This is a genomic window from Pseudomyxococcus flavus (genome assembly GCF_050038885.1).
Lineage (GTDB): Bacteria > Myxococcota > Myxococcia > Myxococcales > Myxococcaceae > Myxococcus > Myxococcus flavus.
Map to the genome: position 1 here is coordinate 2,456,024 of NZ_CP143624.1, position 18,482 is coordinate 2,474,505.

8 protein-coding genes are annotated in these 18,482 nt (G+C 68.2%); 1 reads left to right on the forward strand and 7 read right to left on the reverse strand.

What is annotated here, in order from left to right; genetic code table 11:
- Positions 1-68: 68 nt before the first annotated feature.
- The 7 genes from VZL07_RS10360 to VZL07_RS10390 all read right to left on the reverse strand — a co-directional run bounded on the left by VZL07_RS10360 (position 69) and on the right by VZL07_RS10390 (position 15,513).
- Positions 69-1,925 carry a hypothetical protein gene (locus VZL07_RS10360; protein WP_426755329.1) on the reverse strand — a complete coding sequence of 619 codons (1,857 nt, stop codon included), beginning with the start codon at positions 1,923-1,925 and terminating at the stop codon, positions 69-71.
- Between the two features lie 69 nt (positions 1,926-1,994).
- Positions 1,995-3,521 (reverse strand): caspase family protein, encoded by a 1,527-nt coding sequence (locus VZL07_RS10365; RefSeq protein ID WP_426755330.1) that lies wholly within the window; start codon positions 3,519-3,521, stop codon positions 1,995-1,997.
- The gene (locus VZL07_RS10370) at positions 3,518-4,300 is read right to left on the reverse strand and encodes a hypothetical protein (RefSeq protein WP_426755331.1); all 783 of its coding nucleotides are present in this window, start codon (positions 4,298-4,300) and stop codon (positions 3,518-3,520) included. The genes VZL07_RS10365 and VZL07_RS10370 overlap by 4 nt, the downstream gene beginning before the upstream one ends.
- Positions 4,297-4,797, reverse strand: a complete 501-nt coding sequence (locus VZL07_RS10375; RefSeq protein WP_426755332.1) for a sigma-70 family RNA polymerase sigma factor — start codon at positions 4,795-4,797, stop codon at positions 4,297-4,299. Before VZL07_RS10375 ends, VZL07_RS10370 begins: the two co-directional genes overlap by 4 nt.
- A gap of 89 nt (positions 4,798-4,886) precedes the next feature.
- Entirely contained in the window at positions 4,887-6,869 is a 1,983-nt protein-coding gene (locus tag VZL07_RS10380) for a hybrid sensor histidine kinase/response regulator (RefSeq protein WP_426755333.1), read from the reverse strand.
- Between the two features lie 123 nt (positions 6,870-6,992).
- Positions 6,993-14,426, reverse strand: a complete 7,434-nt coding sequence (locus VZL07_RS10385; RefSeq protein WP_426755334.1) for a HAMP domain-containing protein — start codon at positions 14,424-14,426, stop codon at positions 6,993-6,995.
- 199 nt (positions 14,427-14,625) lie between these two features.
- On the reverse strand, positions 14,626-15,513 hold the full coding sequence (locus VZL07_RS10390; protein ID WP_426755335.1) for a hypothetical protein: 888 nt from the start codon (positions 15,511-15,513) through the stop codon (positions 14,626-14,628).
- Between the two features lie 158 nt (positions 15,514-15,671).
- Here VZL07_RS10390 and VZL07_RS10395 point away from each other — a divergent pair, with 158 nt between their 5' ends.
- On the forward strand, positions 15,672-17,903 hold the full coding sequence (locus tag VZL07_RS10395; protein WP_426755336.1) for a TonB-dependent receptor: 2,232 nt from the start codon (positions 15,672-15,674) through the stop codon (positions 17,901-17,903).
- Positions 17,904-18,482: the final 579 nt, after the last annotated feature.

Below are 18,482 nucleotides of genomic sequence, written 5' to 3' on the forward strand. Positions count from 1 at the left end.
GGCAGCCACCCGGCTCCAGGCAGGCGAGTACGGCCAGCGAATCCCAGCGTGCGGTGCTGGAACAGTGCTCATCGGTTCGGACGGAAGATACTGAGCGATGAGCGTTCTGACACCGCGATCACAGGCTGCCCCGTGACATCCAGTGCCAGCGCCGTGGGCCCCGAGGGGCCGAACTCCCGGAGCCGCTCCTTTATCTGGCCTCCGTGGGGATACCAGACCGCATGGAGGCCTCGCCTGTTCTGCCCCGCGATGAACGTCATCAACACCCTGCCCTGGCCATCCACGGCAACTGTCGGCCAGCGGCGCTCTTCCGCAGGGATCCAATCCTCCGAGGTCGTCGCCACTTCCATGCTCCAGGCCGAGCCCGACCAGCGAGCGACCATCACCCCATGGTGCCCATATAAACTTGTCTCCGACCAGACCACCACAGGGCTTCCATTCGGCAGCGTGGCTAGCGCGGGCTGGGCGGCCCGATAGTCGCTCGGGAAACGCCGTTCGTAGACGAGCCGCCCCCCCATCGCATCCCAACCCGAACCATTCCAGTAACGGACATACAGGCCCTCCAGCACGTACGAGGATTCGGCCTCCGCCCACGCCAGGAAGACCCCGCCCGCGCCATCCACGCTCAGCGCGGGCGCATCGGTGGAGACGGTGGACTCCGGGCCCGCTCCAGCCCGCTGAACGCTCCCCAGCGCCAGCCACTGCCCCGCTGACCAACGCCAGACATGAATGCCGTCGGAGGCCCCCCACGCCACGACGGGCCGACCTTCACTGTCGATGACCATCGCCGAGGCGTGCGGTACCGCCCCCTCGGGCAGGCGCAGATGCGCCCCCACTGGCTGCCAGGCGGAATCCATCCACTGGAAGACATGCAGCGTGGAACCTGCGTTCGCGGAGGCATGCTGCTGAAACGCCACCACCGGGCGCCGCTCCGCCCCCAACGCGAGCAGGGGATGCGAGACGGTCCACCCCTCGGCGGCATCTGAAGCGACGAACGGCGCGCCCATGACGCTCCAGACGCTGCCCTCCAAGCGTGCGACCACGATGCGAGCGCCACGCAGCTCGTCATGCCCTGTCATGCCGGAGCGGTCTGCCAGCGCGGTGACCGTCGCCCCACCTGGCTCCACGACCAGCGCCGGACGGCCCGCGACGTCCACCCCCTCTAGCTGGCCTGGGATGAGCTCGAAGAAGAGGGCGGGCTCCGACCTGAATACGGGGACGGTCCAATGCCAGACAACTCGCGCCCCCATGTGGGGATTGAACTGAGCGGGGTTGCCAGCCACGTCCGTGATGTCCTCCAAGGGCATGGAGGCCCGGCCCTCCGACGGCGCGCCGAGGCGCCTTTCCAGCGGCGCGGACAAGCTCAAGCCGTCATCGGACAGCGTCATCCGCACGGTCCAGTCGATGTCGCCGACCTGGACGGTGGCCTCCACACCCTGCGGGCGCCTGAGCCGGATCGGCTCCGAGAACGACACGCGCAGGGTCGCGGCCTCATCGACGGACGTGTTGTCGGAATTGGGCGTGCTCCCGTTGGCGAGGGGGCCCGTGCGGTCCACGGACACGGGGTGCTCGTCGCTCGTAAAGGTGCGTCCCTTCCACTGTGCCCGTGCCTGGAGTCGATGGAGTCCCTCCTCGACCACCGTCGTGTCCCAGATGTACTGGAAAGGCGGCAGCAGCGTGGCCAATTCCCTTCCATTACGCGTCAGCTCGATCTTGTCCGGGGTGCCTCCCTGCGTCTGTACGGTGACCAGGAGGTTCCCGTTCACGTGCTCCATTCCCCGGGAGTTGTTGATCTCCAGGTGCAGCACGTCGGCGGGTGAGGGGTTCCGCAGCGTGCCATCGGAGACCTCTCCACAGCCCAGCAGGAACATCGTGGCGAGGAGGCATGCGGGACGCGCGAAGGGCAAGGAAGCGAAGCGAATCATCAAGGCTCCAGGCATGACGTGACGTGCTCCCTTTGGACACGCGAGCCCGTGCCAGTGGGAACTGGCGCATCAGAAGTTCCAACCCAGCCCGACGCCGGCGCTCGCGAGCGGGGTCAGCTCGGTGCCCTCGGGCAGGGGCATCAACGCGCCGCCCACGGAGCCCGTGACGACCAGTGACACGCGCTCGACGCCAATCCAAGCCGAAGCGCTCACGCCGCCGTAAGGCGCCATCCCCGTCCTGGTCGTTCCCGCCTCGTTCTGGATGAGCAACAAGGCGCCCAGCTCCGGTCCGAGCATCAACGAGCTCTCCCCGAGGTGGAACCGCCGGCCCATGCCCAGCCGTAGCGACCACTCCGTCTGGCGGATGGCGCGGTTCACCACGGACGCGCTGGCGCGACCGGCGAACGTGCCCCACGCCACGTCCAGGAGCCCGGGGCGGATGGGCGCGTTGAACAAGGCCTGGAGCTGCCCCCCGATGCTCGAACCGATGTTGCTGGCTGTCCGCGTCGCGAAGGTGCCGCCCAGGTGCAGCGCGCCGCGCCAGCCCTGGGGGCCCTTCGCCTGCAGCGCGACCAGCGTGCCCTTGCGGAGCAGCGACTCATCCACCAGCGCATGCCCCTTGTCGGGCACCGCGACGCGCATCTCCAGCCACGCGTCCTCCCGCCGCGAGCGCAGGCGATAACCTCCCGGTGGCAGCGCCAGCATCACCGGGCCGCTCCCCTTGGAGAACACACCCATCACCATGCCGTCCTGCTCCGAGGCCACCACCCATTCCCCCGGCTCGGGTACGGTGATGAGCAGCCGGCTGGGCGCGAGCACGGGCTCGGTGAGCACCAGCTCACCCTGCCCCTTCAAGTCGAAATGGAAGTTCGGGTGCTGCGTCCCCGCGCGGGTCAGCAGCGTGGATTCCACCGTGCGCCCATACGCGTAGGCATAGGACTCCTGGAGCGTGACGCGCCCGTCCCGGTTGAGGTCTCCCGCGCCACGCAGCCCCGCCAGCAGGTGGTGCGTGAAGAAGGAGCCCTGGAGGTCATCGGCCTCCTGCGAGGCCTCGTCCGCGCTGGATGAGGTGACGATGACGCGCCCCTTGATGGCGGGCGCGGACCACTGCACCAGTCGCTCCTCCACGGGCTCCAGCCCCTTGAGGCGGGTGGCGGCGCCGGAGCGGCACGAATCGATGAACATCACCGCCACACCCACGGGCGACGCTTCCATGAACGCCACCAGATCCTTCACCGGCAGGCGTGTCCCGGAGAGGTGCAGCGACTCGCCATCGGCGTGGCTCGACACGTAGACGAGGAGCTGGTCGCCTGGGGCGGCGTCGCGGGCCATGCGCTCACGCAGCAAGCCCAGGGCCGACCTCACCCGGCCCGCATCCGCGCCCAGGACGACCTGGGCGTCGTCCGGGTGGAGCCCGCCCGCGTCCCGGAACAGGGTGAACATGCGGCGTGCGTCCGCGTCCGCGAAGCGGAGGGGCTCATCCGAGGACAGCCCGCGGTTGGCGCCGATGAGCAGCGCATAGCGCCTCGGGGGTGGTGCTTCCGCGGAAGGCGATTGGGACAGCAGCGCGGCGGTCAGCAGCGAGAGCAGCATCATGGACCGGAGCTCACGGGGACAGCGAGACGGTAGTGGTGCGCCGCGCCTTCCCACGGCACGGAGGACTGGCAGTCCGAGGGCTGCTTCCGGGCAGCACAGGCAGCGGCCTGTATCGCCAGGGCCGCACGACCTGGCTCGACCGGCAGCGGCGCATCCGAGAAGAAGGCGTCCAGCACGAAGTCACCGGGCGTGACGATGAAGGTGGGCGGCATCACCAGCGTGGACGGGTCTCCCGACTGCGTGCCGCGCGCGGGCCAGAGCAGCGACACCTTTCCCGTCGTGTCCGTGGCGAACACCAAGGCGTACCGGTAGGGCGCCGTCTTCAGCGAGAGCGTTACCACATCCCCGGGCGACAGCGGCGCATCCACGGCGCCGTCCGCCTGCCGCACCACGGACACGAAGGGCCCGCCCTTGATGCGAACCCCGTCCGGCGGCTCGCGAAGCACCACCACCGACGCCAGTCCCAAGGCCGCGGCCAGGGGAACCGCCCACAGCCATTTCCTCAGCGAGTCCCGCATGGGCGAGGGCGGCTCGGGCCGGGTGAACCACCGCGTCCACGCGAACGCTGGTGCCACACGCTCGGACTCGGGTTCCTCGCGCTGCGCCAACACCCGCGCCCGCGTCCGCGCGAACTCCGGGACCTCGCGCGCCGCGCCCGCCGCCTCGCGCAGCCGCGCCAGCTTCGCCTGACATTCCGCGCACGCGGCGAGATGGGGCGGAGGCGCCGCATCCCCCACCACCAGCTCGTCCAACGCGAGCCTCGACAGGTGCCCGCTCATGACCGGGGCTCCAGCGCCAGCTCCCGCGCGCGAACCCGGACCTTCTCCAGCTCGCGCCCAACCGTCTTGCGCGACAGACCCACCACCTCCACGATTTCCTCCTGGGTGAGCGCATCCACGAAGTGGAGCGTCGCAATCTGGAGGGCGCGGTCATCCAGCTCGCGCGCCAGGACGCGAAGCAGGTTGCGGGCCTCCACCTCCTGCGGGTCCGCGCCCGCCTCCTCTGCCTCGGCGGTTGCCTGGGCGGGGACGTCCTTCAGCGCCCGGCTCCGCAGCAGGTTGAGACAGACATGGGTGGTGACCCGGAAGATGTAGGTCATGGGGCGCGCCTCCGCGCGGAACGCCCCACCCGACTCGAGGAGACGGCAGAAGACCTCCTGCACGGCGTCCCAGGCATCCGAGTCGCGGCCAAGCAGGGTCCTTGCCCTCCCATGGATGGTGGGCGCGTACTTTTCATAGAGGTCGGCGAGCTCCGAGGCGCCTAGTCCCCGGGCCATTTTCTCTCCACGCTCCATTGGACACGTGACCGTGCCAGCGTGGGAACCGCCCCCCTAGAAAAAACGCGGGCCCGCTCGAACGGCCCCACTCAGTTCGCGGAGCGTGTCGCCGCGTCCGGATGCACGGTGACGGAGGGCGCCTCCGTCTCGCGCGGCAGCCACACGTGGAAGGTGGAGCCCTCTCCCGCGATGCCCGGCGACTCCACCCAGATACGGCCGCCGTGCTGCTCGACGATGCCCTGGCTGATGGTGAGTCCCAGGCCCAGGCCGCCGTACTTGCTGCCGTGCGCGCGGCCGAAGCGCTCGAAGATGAGCGCCTGCTTCTCCTTGGGGATGCCCACCCCGGTGTCCGTCACCGACAGGTGGACCCCCTCGTTGTTCTCCCGATGGAGCCGCACCCACACGGGGCCGCCCTCGGGCGAATACCGCAGGGCGTTGGACAGGAGGTTCGTGAGCACCTGGTCCAGCCGGCCCCGGTCCCACGTCCCCTCGAGCCGCTCGGCGGCCTCCACGTGGATTTCGTGCCCCTGGGACAGCACGGCCATGCGGTCGCGCGTCTCGTGCACCAGCTGGCTCAGGTCGAACCGCTCCAGCTCCAGCGACAGGCGTCCCGCCTGGAGCCGGCTGATGTCCAGCAGGTCCTCCACCAGCTTGGCCATCCGGTCGATTTGACGGTTGATGATTTTCAGCGACTTGCCAGGCCCGGCCTCCGTCTCGCCGCCCAGCTTGAGCAGCGCCAGGTGCGCGTGGCCCTTGGCCGCGGCCAGCGGCGTGCGCAGCTCGTGGCTCGCCGCCGCGAGGAAGGCGTCCTTCGCCTCGCTGGCCAGCCGCAGCGCCGTCTCCGCCCGCTGCCGCTCGGTGATGTCGCGCGCCACGGAGATGAAGCGCCCCGGGCCGCCATCCGCGGCGATGTACTGGAGCACCACCTCCACCGGGACCTCCGTGCCGTCCCGCCGGCGGTGGCTGGTGGAGTACGTCTGGCTGGGCAGGGTGCCGCTCACCAGCGGCGCCAGCAGCTTGCGGAAGCCCGCCTCGTCGAAGGCGCTCTCCACCTCCAGCACCGACAGGCCCACCAGCTCCTCGGTGCTGCTGGCCAATTGTTTGGCCGCGCCGGCGTTGGCGTAGGTGAGCGTCAGCGAGTCCGGGGAGAACATGAGGACGCAGTCCAGCGTCGCGTCCAGCGTCGCCTTGAAGCGGCCCAGCGCCTCCTCCGCCCGGCGCTTGTCGTCGATGTCCGTGGCCACGGCAATCCAGCCGGCCAGCAGGCCATTCTCGTCACGCTCCGGCACCGCGCGCGCCAGGTGCCAGCGGTAGACGCCGTCGAAGCGGCGCAGCCGGAACTCGCGCTCCACGCGCTGCCCCAGGCGGATGGCCTGCCCCCACGCGGCGCGCATGGCCTCGCGGTCCGCCGGGTGGACGAACTCCAGGAAGGTGTTCAGCGACAGCGGCTGCTCCGCCTGGATGCCGGTGTAGTCGCGCGCGGCGCGGTTGGCGTAGGTGAAGCTGCCATCCGCGCGCGCCGCCCACATCACCTCCGGCAGCGACTCGGTGAGGCGCAGGTGGCGCAGCTCGCTCTGGCGCTCCAGCGCCTCGCGCTCGCGCTGCCGGAGCAGCGCCGCCTGCCGCTGAATCTGCTGCTCCTTGAGGAACAGGTCCACGAAGACGCTGACCTTGGAGCGGAGGATTTCAGGGTCGAACGGCTTGAGCAGGTAGTCCACCGCGCCGTGCGCATACCCCTTGAAGACGTGGGCCGCGTCACGGCTGAGCGCGGTGAGGAAGATGATGGGGATGGTGCGCGTGCGCTCGCGCTGCTTGATGATCGTGGCCGTCTGGAAGCCATCCAGCCCGGGCATCTGCACGTCCATCAGGATGACGGCGAAGTCGCGCTGCAGGAGGAACTTGAGCGCTTCCTCTCCGCTGGTGGCCTTCACCAACTCCTGCCCCAGCGGCTCGAGGATGGCCTCGAGCGCGAGCAGGTTGGACGGATGGTCGTCCACCATCAGGATGCTTGCCCGGGACTGGGGAGGCCCTTCCTGGTTGCGTTCCGCGGGGATGTGTTCGCTAGGCGTCATTGAAGTCGGCGGAAGGAATCTGCCTGGGCTCCACTTTTTCTCAAGCTGGGAGAGGCTAGGCGTCCCCCCGTCCGGACCCAAGCCCGGAAGAGGGGCGCCGTGCGGTAACCATCAATCAGTGCATCAAGCCGTCACCCAAAGACGGATGAGCTCCAGAAGCTTGTCCGTATCCACCGGCTTGGGCAGGTAGTCGCTCGCGCCGGCGGCCATGCACTTCTCCCGGTCGTCCTTCAGCGCCTTGGCCGTCACCGCGATGATGGGCAGGCTGGCGTACTTGAGGTCCTTGCGGATGGCACGCATCGTCTCATAGCCGTCCATCTCCGGCATCATCACGTCCATGAGGACGATGTCGACGTCGCGGTGCTGCTCCAGCATCTCGATGGCCGCGCGCCCGTTCTCCGCGAACACCACCTGCATGCCGTGGTTCTCCAGCACGCTGGTGAGGGCGAAGATGTTGCGCATGTCGTCATCCACGACGAGCACCTTCTTGCCGGACAGCTCGCTCTCCTTGTCGCTGCGCTGGGCCAGGGCGGCGCGGGCGCGGGGCGGCAGGTTCTGGTCCAGCCGGTGGAGGAACAGCGCCGTGTCGCTGAGGAGCTGCTCGGGACTCTTCGTCCCGCTCTTGAGGATGACGCTGCCGGTATAGCGGCGCAGCCGGGCCTCGTCCTTGGGCGTCAGCTCCTTGCCCGTGTAGATGACGATGGGCAGGTCGCGGAAGCGGTTCTGCGTCTTCACCTCCTCCACCAGCTTGATGCCGTCGGTGTCGGGCAGCATCAGGTCGATGACGACGCAGTCGAACTCACCCGTCTCCAGGTTCCGGAGCACCTCCTCGCCGGTGGCGACGGCCGTCACCGCGACGTCGCCGCCTTCGCTGAGCAGCTTCACCAGGCTGTCGCGCTGGACGTCGTCATCCTCCACCAGCAGCAGCCGGCGCTCCTTGCGCTCCAGGAAGCTGGCGAGCTGGTTGAACACCCGCTCCAGGCCCTCCTTGCTGACGGGCTTGGTGAGGTAACCGAAGGCGCCCTGCGAGTTGCCCTGGTTCTTGTCCATGACGCTGATGACGTGCACCGGGATGTGGCGCGTGCGCGCGTTGCGCTTGAGCCGGTCCAGCACGCTCCAGCCGTCCACCACCGGGAGCTGGATGTCCAGGGTGATGGCGTGCGGCTGGAACTCGTTGGCCATGGACAGGCCGGTGTCGCCGCGCGTGGCCACCAGGGCCTTGAAGCCCTTCTCCCGCGCCATCTGCACCATGATGCGGGCGAACTTCACGTCGTCCTCGATGATGAGCAGGACGCGGTCGCCCTCGCGGATGTGGTCCCGGTCATCCTCCACGGAGACGGGCGTCAGCAGCGACTCGATGGGCGGCGGCAGCGCCGCGTCCAGCACGTGGCCGCTGTCCGCCACGGCCGGCGCGGAGGAGGCCGCCTCCTTGCGTGGCTGCTCGGGCGGCAGGGGCAGCCGCGGGACGGGCTCCAGCGCGGGCGGCATGGACGTCAGCACCTCCTCCTCGGGGCTGACGTACTCGGGCGGCAGGTAGAGGGTGAAGGTGCTGCCCCGCCCCGGCTCGCTGACCACCTGGATCTCGCCGCCCAGCAACTTGGCGATTTCGCGGCTGATGGACAGGCCCAGGCCGGTGCCACCGTACTTGCGCGCGGTGGAGCCATCCGCCTGCTGGAAGGCCTCGAAGATGAGGCGCTGCTTGTCCCGGGCGATGCCAATGCCCGTGTCCGACACCGCGAAGCCGAGCACGTAGCGCGAGCCGCGGAGCACCGCGTGGTCGAACTGCGTGCCCGGCTCGGCCAGCTTCACCTTGAGCTGGACGCTGCCCTCGTCGGTGAACTTGAAGGCGTTGGACAGCAGGTTCTTGAGCACCTGCTGGAGCCGCTGCGGGTCCGTGCGGATGTGCCGCGGCGTGCCGGGGCCCACCTCCACGGAGAAGGACAGCCCCTTCTGCTCCGCCACCGGGAGGAAGCTGCGCTCGATGAACTGGTTGAGCTCGGTGAGGACGATGTCCCGCGGCTCCACCTGCATCTTCCCGGCCTCCACCTTGGACAGGTCGAGGATTTCGTTGATGAGGCTGAGCAGGTCTCCGCCGGAGGCGTAGATGGTGTTCGCGTACTCCACCTGCTTGGGGTTGAGGTTGCCCTCCTTGTTGTCCGACAGGAGCTTGGCCAGGATGAGCAGCGAGTTGAGCGGCGTGCGCAGCTCGTGGCTCATGTTGGCCAGGAACTCGCTCTTGTACTTGGAGATGACGGTGAGCTGCTCGGCCTTCTCCTCCAGGCTGAGGCGAGCGCGCTCCACCTCGTTGTTCTTCTCCTCGACGCGGCGGTTCTGCTCCTCCAGCAGCTTCGCCTTCTCCTCCAGCTCGCTGTTACTGCGCTTGAGGGCCTCCTGCTGCTGCGTCAGCTCCTTGGACTGGCTCTGGAGCTCCTGCGTGAGGTCCTGCGACTGGAGCAAGAGCTGCTCCGTGCGCATGTTGGCGATGATCATGTTCAGCACCACGCCAATGCTCTCGGTGAGCTGGTCCAGGAAGATCTGATGGATGGCGCTGAACGGGTGGAAGGAGGCCAGCTCGATGACGGCCTTCACCTCGCCCTCGAAGAGGACGGGCAGGACGATGATGTTGAGCGGCGCGGCCTCCCCCAGCCCGGAGGAGATGGTGATGTAGTCCGGAGGCACCTGCGTGAGCAGGATGGTCTTCCGCTCCAGCGCGCACTGGCCCACGAGCCCCTCACCGAAGCGGAAGCGGTTGGCGATGTGCTTGCGCTCCCGGTACGCGTAGGTGCTGGTGAGCTTGAGCAGCGGCGTGCCCGCCTCGGTGCCGTCCACCAGGAAGAAGGCGCCGTGGTGGGCGGAGACCAGCGGCGTCAGCTCGCTCATGATGAGGCGGCTGACGGCGTCCAGGCTCTTCTGGCCCTGCATCATGCCGCTGAACTTCGCCAGGTTCGTCTTGAGCCAGTCCTGCTCCTGGTTCTTCTGCGTCGTCTCGCGCAGGTTGACAATCATCTGGTTGATGTTGTCCTTCAGCGCGGCGACCTCGCCCTCCGCCACGACGGTGATGCTGCGCGTGAGGTCGCCCTTCGTCACCGCGGTGGCCACATCGGAGATGGCGCGGAGCTGGCTGGTCAGCGTGCCGGCGAGCTGGTTCACGTTGTCCGTGAGCTGCCGCCATGTGCCGCGCGCGCCGGGCACGCGGGCCTGGCCGCCCAGCTTCCCTTCGATACCCACCTCGCGGGCCACCGTCGTCACCTGGTCGGCGAAGGTGCCCAGCGTGTCCGTCATGTTGTTGATGGTCTCCGCCAGCGCGGCGACCTCGCCCTTGGCGTCCACGATGAGCTTCTGGGTGAGGTCACCGTTGGCGACCGCCGTCACCACCTTCACGATGCCCCGCACCTGCGTGGTGAGGTTGGAGGCCATGAAGTTCACGTTGTCGGTGAGGTCCTTCCACGTGCCGGCCACGCCGGGCACGCGGGCCTGACCGCCCAGCTTCCCTTCGACGCCCACCTCGCGCGCCACGGTGGACACCTGCTCGGCGAAGGTGCCCAGCGTGTCCGTCATGTTGTTGATGGTCTCCGCCAGCGCGGCGACCTCGCCCTTCGCCTCCACGGCCAGCTTCTGCTTCAGGTCGCCGTTGGCGACGGCCGTCACCACCTTGACGATGCCGCGCACCTGGGTGGTGAGGTTGCGGGCCATGAAGTTCACGTTGTCCGTGAGGTCCTTCCACACGCCGGACACACCGCGCACTTCCGCCTGACCGCCCAGCTTGCCCTCGGTGCCCACCTCGCGCGCCACGCGCGTCACCTCGGCGGCGAAGCTGTTGAGCTGGTCCACCATGATGTTGATGGTGTCCTTCAGCTCCAGGATTTCGCCCTTGGCATCGACGGTGATTTTCTTGGACAGGTCCCCGTTGGCCACCGCCGTCGTCACCAGCGCGATGTTCCGCACCTGCGACGTGAGGTTGGAGGCCATGCTGTTCACGTTGTCGGTGAGGTCCTTCCAGGTGCCGGCCACGCCGGGCACCGCGGCCTGACCGCCCAGCTTGCCCTCGGTGCCGACCTCCTTCGCGACGCGCGTCACCTCGGCGGCGAACGCACGGAGCTGGTCCACCATGGTGTTGATGGTGCTCTTCAGCTCCAGGATTTCGCCCCGCGCCTCGACGGAAATCTTCTGCGAGAGGTCGCCATTGGCCACCGCCGTCGTCACCTTGGCGATGTTGCGCACCTGGTCCGTCAGGTTGCCGGCGAGGACATTCACGTTGTCGGTGAGGTCCTTCCAGGTGCCGGCCACACCGGGCACCGCGGCCTGACCGCCCAGCTTGCCCTCGGTGCCGACTTCCTTCGCGACGCGCGTCACCTCGGACGCGAAGGCGCGCAGCTGGTCCACCATGGTGTTGATGGTGTTCTTCAGCTCCAGCACCTCGCCCTTCACGGAGACGGTGATCTTCTGGGACAGGTCGCCATTGGCGACGGCCGTGGTCACCTTGGCGATGTTGCGCACCTGGTCCGTCAGGTTGCCGGCGAGGACATTCACGTTGTCGGTGAGGTCCTTCCACACGCCGGACAGGTCCTTCACGTCGGCCTGACCGCCCAGCTTGCCCTCGGTGCCGACCTCCTTCGCCACACGCGTCACCTCGGCGGCGAAGGCACGGAGCTGGTCCACCATGGTGTTGATGGTGCTCTTCAGCTCCAGCACCTCGCCCTTGGCGTCGACCGTGATTTTCTTCGACAGGTCCCCGTTGGCGACGGCCGTGGTGACTTCGGCGATGTTGCGCACCTGCGCCGTGAGGTTGTTGGCGAGCAGGTTCACGTTGTTGGTGAGGTCCTTCCACGTGCCCGCCACGCCCGGCACTTCCGCCTGGGCGCCCAGCTTGCCCTCCACGCCCACCGTGCGCGCCACGTCCGTCACCTGCTGCGCGAAGATGGACAGCGTCTGCGTCATCGCGTTGATGGTGTCCGCGAGCGCGGCAATCTCCCCCTTCGCGTCCATCGTGAGCTTCTGGTTCAGGTCACCGTTGGCGACGGCCGTCACCACGCGCACGATGCCGCGCACCTGCGTGGTGAGATTCACGGCCATGAAGTTCACGTTGTCCGTGAGGTCCTTCCACACGCCGGACACACCGCGCACTTCCGCCTGACCGCCCAGCTTGCCCTCGGTGCCGACTTCCTTGGCGACGCGGGTCACCTCGGCGGCGAAGCTGTTGAGCTGGTCCACCATGGTGTTGATGGTGTTCTTCAGCTCCAGCACCTCGCCCTTGGCGTCGACGGTAATCTTGCGCGACAGGTCGCCCTTGGCGACGGCCGTCGTCACCTCGGCGATGTTGCGGACCTGGTCGGTGAGGTTGTTGGCGAGCAGGTTCACGTTGTTGGTGAGGTCCTTCCACGTGCCCGCCACGCCCGGCACCACCGCCTGGGCGCCCAGCTTGCCCTCCACGCCCACCGTGCGCGCCACGTCCGTCACCTGCTGCGCGAAGATGGACAGCGTCTGCGTCATCGCGTTGATGGTGTCGGCCAGCTCGGCCACCTCGCCCTTGGCCTCCATCTTCAGGCGCTGGGTGAGGTCACCGTTGGCCACCGCCGTCACCACCTTGGCGATGCCGCGCACCTGGGTGGTGAGGTTGACGGCCATCACGTTCACGTTGTCCGTGAGGTCCTTCCAGGTGCCGGACACGCCGCGCACCTCGGCCTGACCGCCCAGCTTGCCGTGGGTGCCCACCTCGCGCGCCACGCGCGTCACTTCGGAAGCGAAGCTGTTGAGCTGGTCCACCATGGTGTTGATGGTGTTCTTCAGCTCGAGGATTTCGCCGCGCGCGTCGACGGTGATTTTCTTCGACAGGTCGCCGTTGGCCACCGACGTCGTCACCAGCGCGATGTTGCGCACCTGCGTGGTGAGGTTGGACGCCATGTAGTTCACGTTGTCCGTGAGGTCCTTCCACACGCCGCCCACACCCTTCACCTCGGCCTGACCGCCCAGCTTGCCCTCGGTGCCGACTTCCTTCGCGACGCGCGTCACCTCGGACGCGAAGGCGCGCAGCTGGTCCACCATGGTGTTGATGGTGTCCTTCAGCTCCAGCACCTCGCCGCGGACGTCCACCGTGATTTTCTTGGACAGGTCGCCCTTGGCGACGGCCGTCGTCACCTCACCGATGTTGCGCACCTGCGAGGTGAGGTTGTTGGCCATCAGGTTCACGTTGTCCGTGAGGTCCTTCCAGGTGCCGGCGGCGCCCGGGACCTGGGCCTGCGCGCCCAGCTTGCCCTCCACGCCCACCGTGCGCGCGACGCTGGTCACCTGCTGCGCGAAGACGTTGAGGGTGTCCGTCATGGCGTTGAGCGTGGCGCCCAGCGCGGCAATCTCGCCCTGCGAGGGCACCATCAGCTTCTGGGTGAGGTCGCCGTTGGCGACCGCCGTCACCACCTTCACGATGCCCCGCACCTGGGTGGTGAGGTTGGAGGCCATGAAGTTCACGTTGTCGGTGAGGTCCTTCCAGGTACCGGACACACCGGGCACCGCGGCCTGGCCGCCCAGCTTGCCCTCGGTGCCCACCTCGCGCGCCACGCGCGTCACCTCGGAGGCGAAGCCGTTGAGCTGGTCCACCATGGTGTTGATGGTGCTCTTCAGCTCGAAGACCTCGCCCTTGGCGTCGACGGTGATCTTCTTGGACAGGTCGCCGTTGGCCACCGCGGTGGAGACCTCGGCGATGTTGCGCACCTGGGCCGTGAGGTTGTTGGCCATCAGGTTCACGTTGTCCGTGAGGTCCTTCCACACGCCGGACACGCCCTTCACGTCGGCCTGACCGCCCAGCTTGCCGTCGCTGCCCACTTCCTTCGCGACGCGCGTCACCTCGGCGGCGAACGAGTTGAGCTGATCCAGCATCGCGTTGACGGTGGTGCCGATTCGGAGGAACTCCCCCTTCACCGGCTGACCGTCAATCTCCAGCGCCATCTTCTGCGTGAGGTCGCCCTGCGCCACCGCCACCAGCACGCGCGCCACCTCGGTGGTGGGCTGCACCAGGTCCCCGATGAGCGAGTTGATGGAGTGGATGCTGTGGGCCCAGTCGCCGCGCACGTCGCCCAGCGACACGCGCTCACCCATGCGGCCCTCGCGGCCCACCACGCGCTCCACGCGGACCACCTCCTGCGTCAACGCGGCGTTGAGCGACACCACGGCGTTGAAGGCGTTGGCGATGTCCTCCATCACCGGATCATCGTCGGCCTCCGGGAGGCGCACGGAGAAGTCGCCGGCCTGCACTGAACGCAGCGCGGCGAGCAGGGGCTGCAGGGAGTGGCTTCCGCGGCCCCGGCCACGCGCGGCGGGCGCCCGGGCACCGGCGGCCCGGCCGTTGCGGCGGGATGACTTCTGCGCGGGCGCCTCCAGGGACGCCGACGTGGTGGACCGGGCCCGTCCTCGCTCGCCCCGCAGGCTGTTGGCCGTCTCGGGTCGTTCGGAGGGAATGGCGCGGGCAGGATCCCCCTGCCTGGCAGCCCCGTTCCCCGCGGACTTCCGCGCGGAGGCACGCTTGCGACCATTGGAATGGGATTGAGGAACCTTGGTGTCGTCCACGCGAGAAACCTCTGTTCGGGATGAACGCTGCTGGCTGCGCTGAGCGGCGCCCGGACTGGGGCGAATCTCCAGGGAGTTCGCGGGCTTGTCGATTCAATGCCAGGCGCTCAAAACCCCGAGCGTTCGCCAGTGAACGCTGCGCGTCGAAGGCTCGGACGCCCCGTGAAGAGCGAGAGCCCCCGTGCCTCCTACCAACATCTCAGGGTGCGGGAGCCGTGCACGGAAATCCATCGCAGCCGTGCACATAGAGGGGCTGTCCGAGGAGCCTCCGGGCGGGCATTCCAGGCGGGCGCTTCGCAGGCTCGGCGTGGGATGTCTCGAGATCCAGTGCGTAGGCCTGCCCGGTCTGTTCCGCGCAGCCCACCAGCACGTGCCCGGGGCGGTCGAGCCACCACAGACTGTCCGCCACGCAGGGCACTTCGACGGAAAGCGGCTCGAGGGTCCGCGCCTTGTAGAACTGAAGCGCGCCCCTCGTGAGCACGGCGGCGAAGGTGCCCTCGGCGCCCACGGAGAGACGGGCCTCGGCGTCGGGTGGCACGACCACCTGCCCCAGCACCGCGCCATCGGGCGCCACCGAGACGAGCTGCCCCTCCGCGTCCAGCGCCAGCACACCGCTGGCGTGGCTGACGAGCGCCACCGGGGAGAAATCCCCCACCCGCTTCGCCGTGGCGCCGTCATCCCGCCAGAGCGCGCCAGGCTGGGACCACCAGAGGCGGTTCTCCCCATCGAAGGTGATTGCGCGCACCCCGGCCCTGGGAAAGGCGCGCGAGCCGCCGCTGCGCTCACAGACCGCCACCGACTGCGCGCCGTGGATGGCGACACGTGAGGCATCCGGGGAAACGGCCCAGCCCAACCGTGGTCCTTCCAGCAGACCCGAGAGACAGTGGTTGAGCGCGCCGAAGGCAGGGTCCGAGATGGGCGCGGAGATGAGGTAGGGCAGGCTGGTCGTGGCCACGTAGACGAGCAGCCCGAGCGCGGCGGCGATGACGATGGTGAGCGGCCACATTCCGGCACGGCGCACACGGGCCTCTTTCGCGGAAGCGCGCGCCGCCTTGCCTCCAGACACCGGACTCTCCCGTCCACGCACGGCGGCGGCTCCTCGCGTCGGCACTTTCGCGTCACGGACCATCCGGGCCATGTCAACGCCTGCCCGGCTCCACGTCCCAGCTCGTTTCGTCAGGACAGCATAAAACCGGACCGAACGGGGGCCGTGTCATGCTGGCTTGGAGGGGAGGCAACGCCCGCATGGAGGGGAAGAAGGCGCTGCGAGTCATCACGGTCATCCTGGCAGTGCTGCTGCCGTCTGGTTCAGCGGCGAATCCCCTGAGTGCCATCGTGGGGACGGTCATCGACGCACAGTCGGGGCAGCCCATCGCGGAGGTCGTCGTGACGATGACCTCGTCCGAGGAGGAAGGCGAGCGCATCGCCGTCACCCGCCCCGATGGGAGCTACCGGCTCCCCAACCTGCGACCGGGCGACTACGTGCTCCGCTTCGAGCGGGAGCACTTCGAGCCCTACGTGCTGACCGCGCTGACCGTGCGCGAAGGGCGCTCCCTGCGCGTCAACGTGACGCTCCAGCCCAGCAACGAGCGTGACATCCTCTCATTGGACTCCTTGCCTCCCACGGTCGACACGGAGAGCTCGGCGCTGCGCGATGGGTTCTGGCGGGACGGTGTCTCGCACATCCCGGTGAGCCGGCCTTCCGGGTGGGATGGCGCCGTACGCACCGCGGACAGCCTCGCGGAGTGGGTCCCAGGCACCGTGGACAGCGCGGACGGCCTCTCCATCAGTGGTGCCTCGCCGTTCGAGAACGAGTACCTGCTGGATGGGCTTTCGACGCGCGACCCGCTCACCGGCCGCAACCTGCTGCCACTGAGCAGGGAGTTGCTCGGCGACGTCGAGGTGCTCACGGGCGGCTACATGCCGGAGTACGGCCGTACGACGGGCGGCATCCTGGATGTGAAGACCCCTGCCCCGACCCTCGAGCTGCGCGGAGAGGTCTTCGCGAACTGGGCGCCAGGCGTGCTGGAGGGAACGAGGATGCACACCCCCGAGGCTCCCACTCGAGGCTCTCTCGAGCACCTCGGGGACATTGGCGGCACGTTGAGCGGTTCGCTCCATAACAAACGGCTCTGGTTCTTCGCCGGTGTCGTCCCCACGCTCAGCCGTGTCGAACGAAACGGCGCCTTCGTGGACCAGCGCAACCTGCAGGCACTGGGCAGGCTCACGTATGCCGTCGACGAGCGGCATCACGTCTCGCTGTCGGTCCTCACGGCACCTGCGTCGATACGAAGCGAAGACGCCCGTGCGCCCTGGCATACGGACAGCGACTCCTTCATGGCGAGGCTCGACTACAACGGCTGGCTCCTGAACAGGCGGCTCGGGCTCGACATCAAGGTGGGCTGGCTGAGCCATCGCGCCACCTCCGTGAACGGAGAGGAAGACTCCGCCACCGACCTGCTCCGCATCCAGGGAAAGGCCCAGGTCTCATCCTGGCTGAACCTCCTGGGAGTCCATCTGCTCAAGGCGGGCGTGGAGTTCGAAGAGCATTCACTGGTGTCTGGGATGACGGGAACCGTCCTGGGTAGTTTCGCGCAGGACCGCTGGACTCCGTTCCACGGGCTCACGCTCAACGGCGGCATCCGCTACGACGTGCAGTTGCTGGAGACAGAGGCTGGTGGCGAGATGTCCCATCACCAGCTCTCGCCGCGTCTCGGGCTCGTGCTCGACCCGTCGCGAAATGGCCGGGTGAAGGTCTTCGCCCATGCGGCGAAGTACCAGGGGCTGCTGCCACTCGGATTGCTGGGACCGGATACGCACCTCACGCCCCGGCTCGCGCCAACGTCCTCCTCCGAGCTTGTCGCAGGGGCCGAGCATGAGCTCGGGCTCTTCGCCAAGGCGGGCGTGACCTACACCCATCGACGCCTGGACGACGCGCTGGCGGTGGTCCCCCAGGAGACGGGAGAAGGCTTCTCGGTCGTCAATCCGCAGGCGGAGCGGACCTATGATGCCCTCGCGGTGGAGCTCAGCCGACGCTTCTCCGACGGTTGGCAGGCCCAGGTCAGCTATATCTGGTCGCGGCTCCATGGGAACTACGCAGGCCCCTTCGGCGATGAAACCGGACGGCCGCTGGCGCAGTCGCGATTGCTTCCCGCCGACCGCCCTCATGTCATCAAGGCCTACGGGTCCAAGGCGTTTCTGATGGCCCGGACGGTAACGCTCAATGTGGGGCTGGCCTACCTGGGAGCCGCCGGGACTCCACGCGACACGGACGATTCGCGAACCCCCTGGGTCCATACCGTCGATGTCCATCTGAGCGCTCGATTTGGCGCTCCGAGGGATGACGTGCTGACGGTCAGCCTCGACGCGTTCAACCTGCTCAATTCCCAGGTCGCGCTCCGCGACGACTCGCTGCTCGTGCCCTTGCGGTACCAGACGCCACGGCAGCTCCGCCTGGGGCTTCGGTACGCCTTCTGAGACCGCAGGTTTGGCGAGTCCTCTTTGGCCACGAGCGGCGGCAGGCCCCATCCCTTGGCGCCTCGGTCCTCGAGGGCCTGGAGCTTGCTCATGCGCCAGGGCCATGCGCTGGAACCGGGTCCTCAAAATCAGGGTGTGGCTGCTGAGCCTCAAGTTCGTCGTGCTGCTGGTTACCGTGGAGTGCGTCTATCGGACCACAGTCGCTCGGGAGCCCGCCCTTCCCCAGAAAGTGGAGAGCCCGTCCATCCGGCATCCTGACAACAGGTAACGTGGGCGCTACCTGGGGACGAATCAACGCTTCGAGTGCGCACCCGAGCGCTTTCGGCATCGACTCGACAGGGTGCTGAGGCGCCTGGTCCATAAAGGCATCGTGTCTGCTGCTGAAGCCGAAGCCGCACGCTCGGCGCCATGGGTTCCGCCCCCGACCCTCCATGCGGCGTCATGTCCATGGTGATGACAGGTCTCCAACGCCAACGCTCCCGTCGTGCGGCCTGCCTCCTGGCTGTCCGTCTGGTGTCACGCTTGCCGCCCCGCCCTCGGACCTCACCTTTGCGAAGTAAGGGGAAAGGAACCGACCAT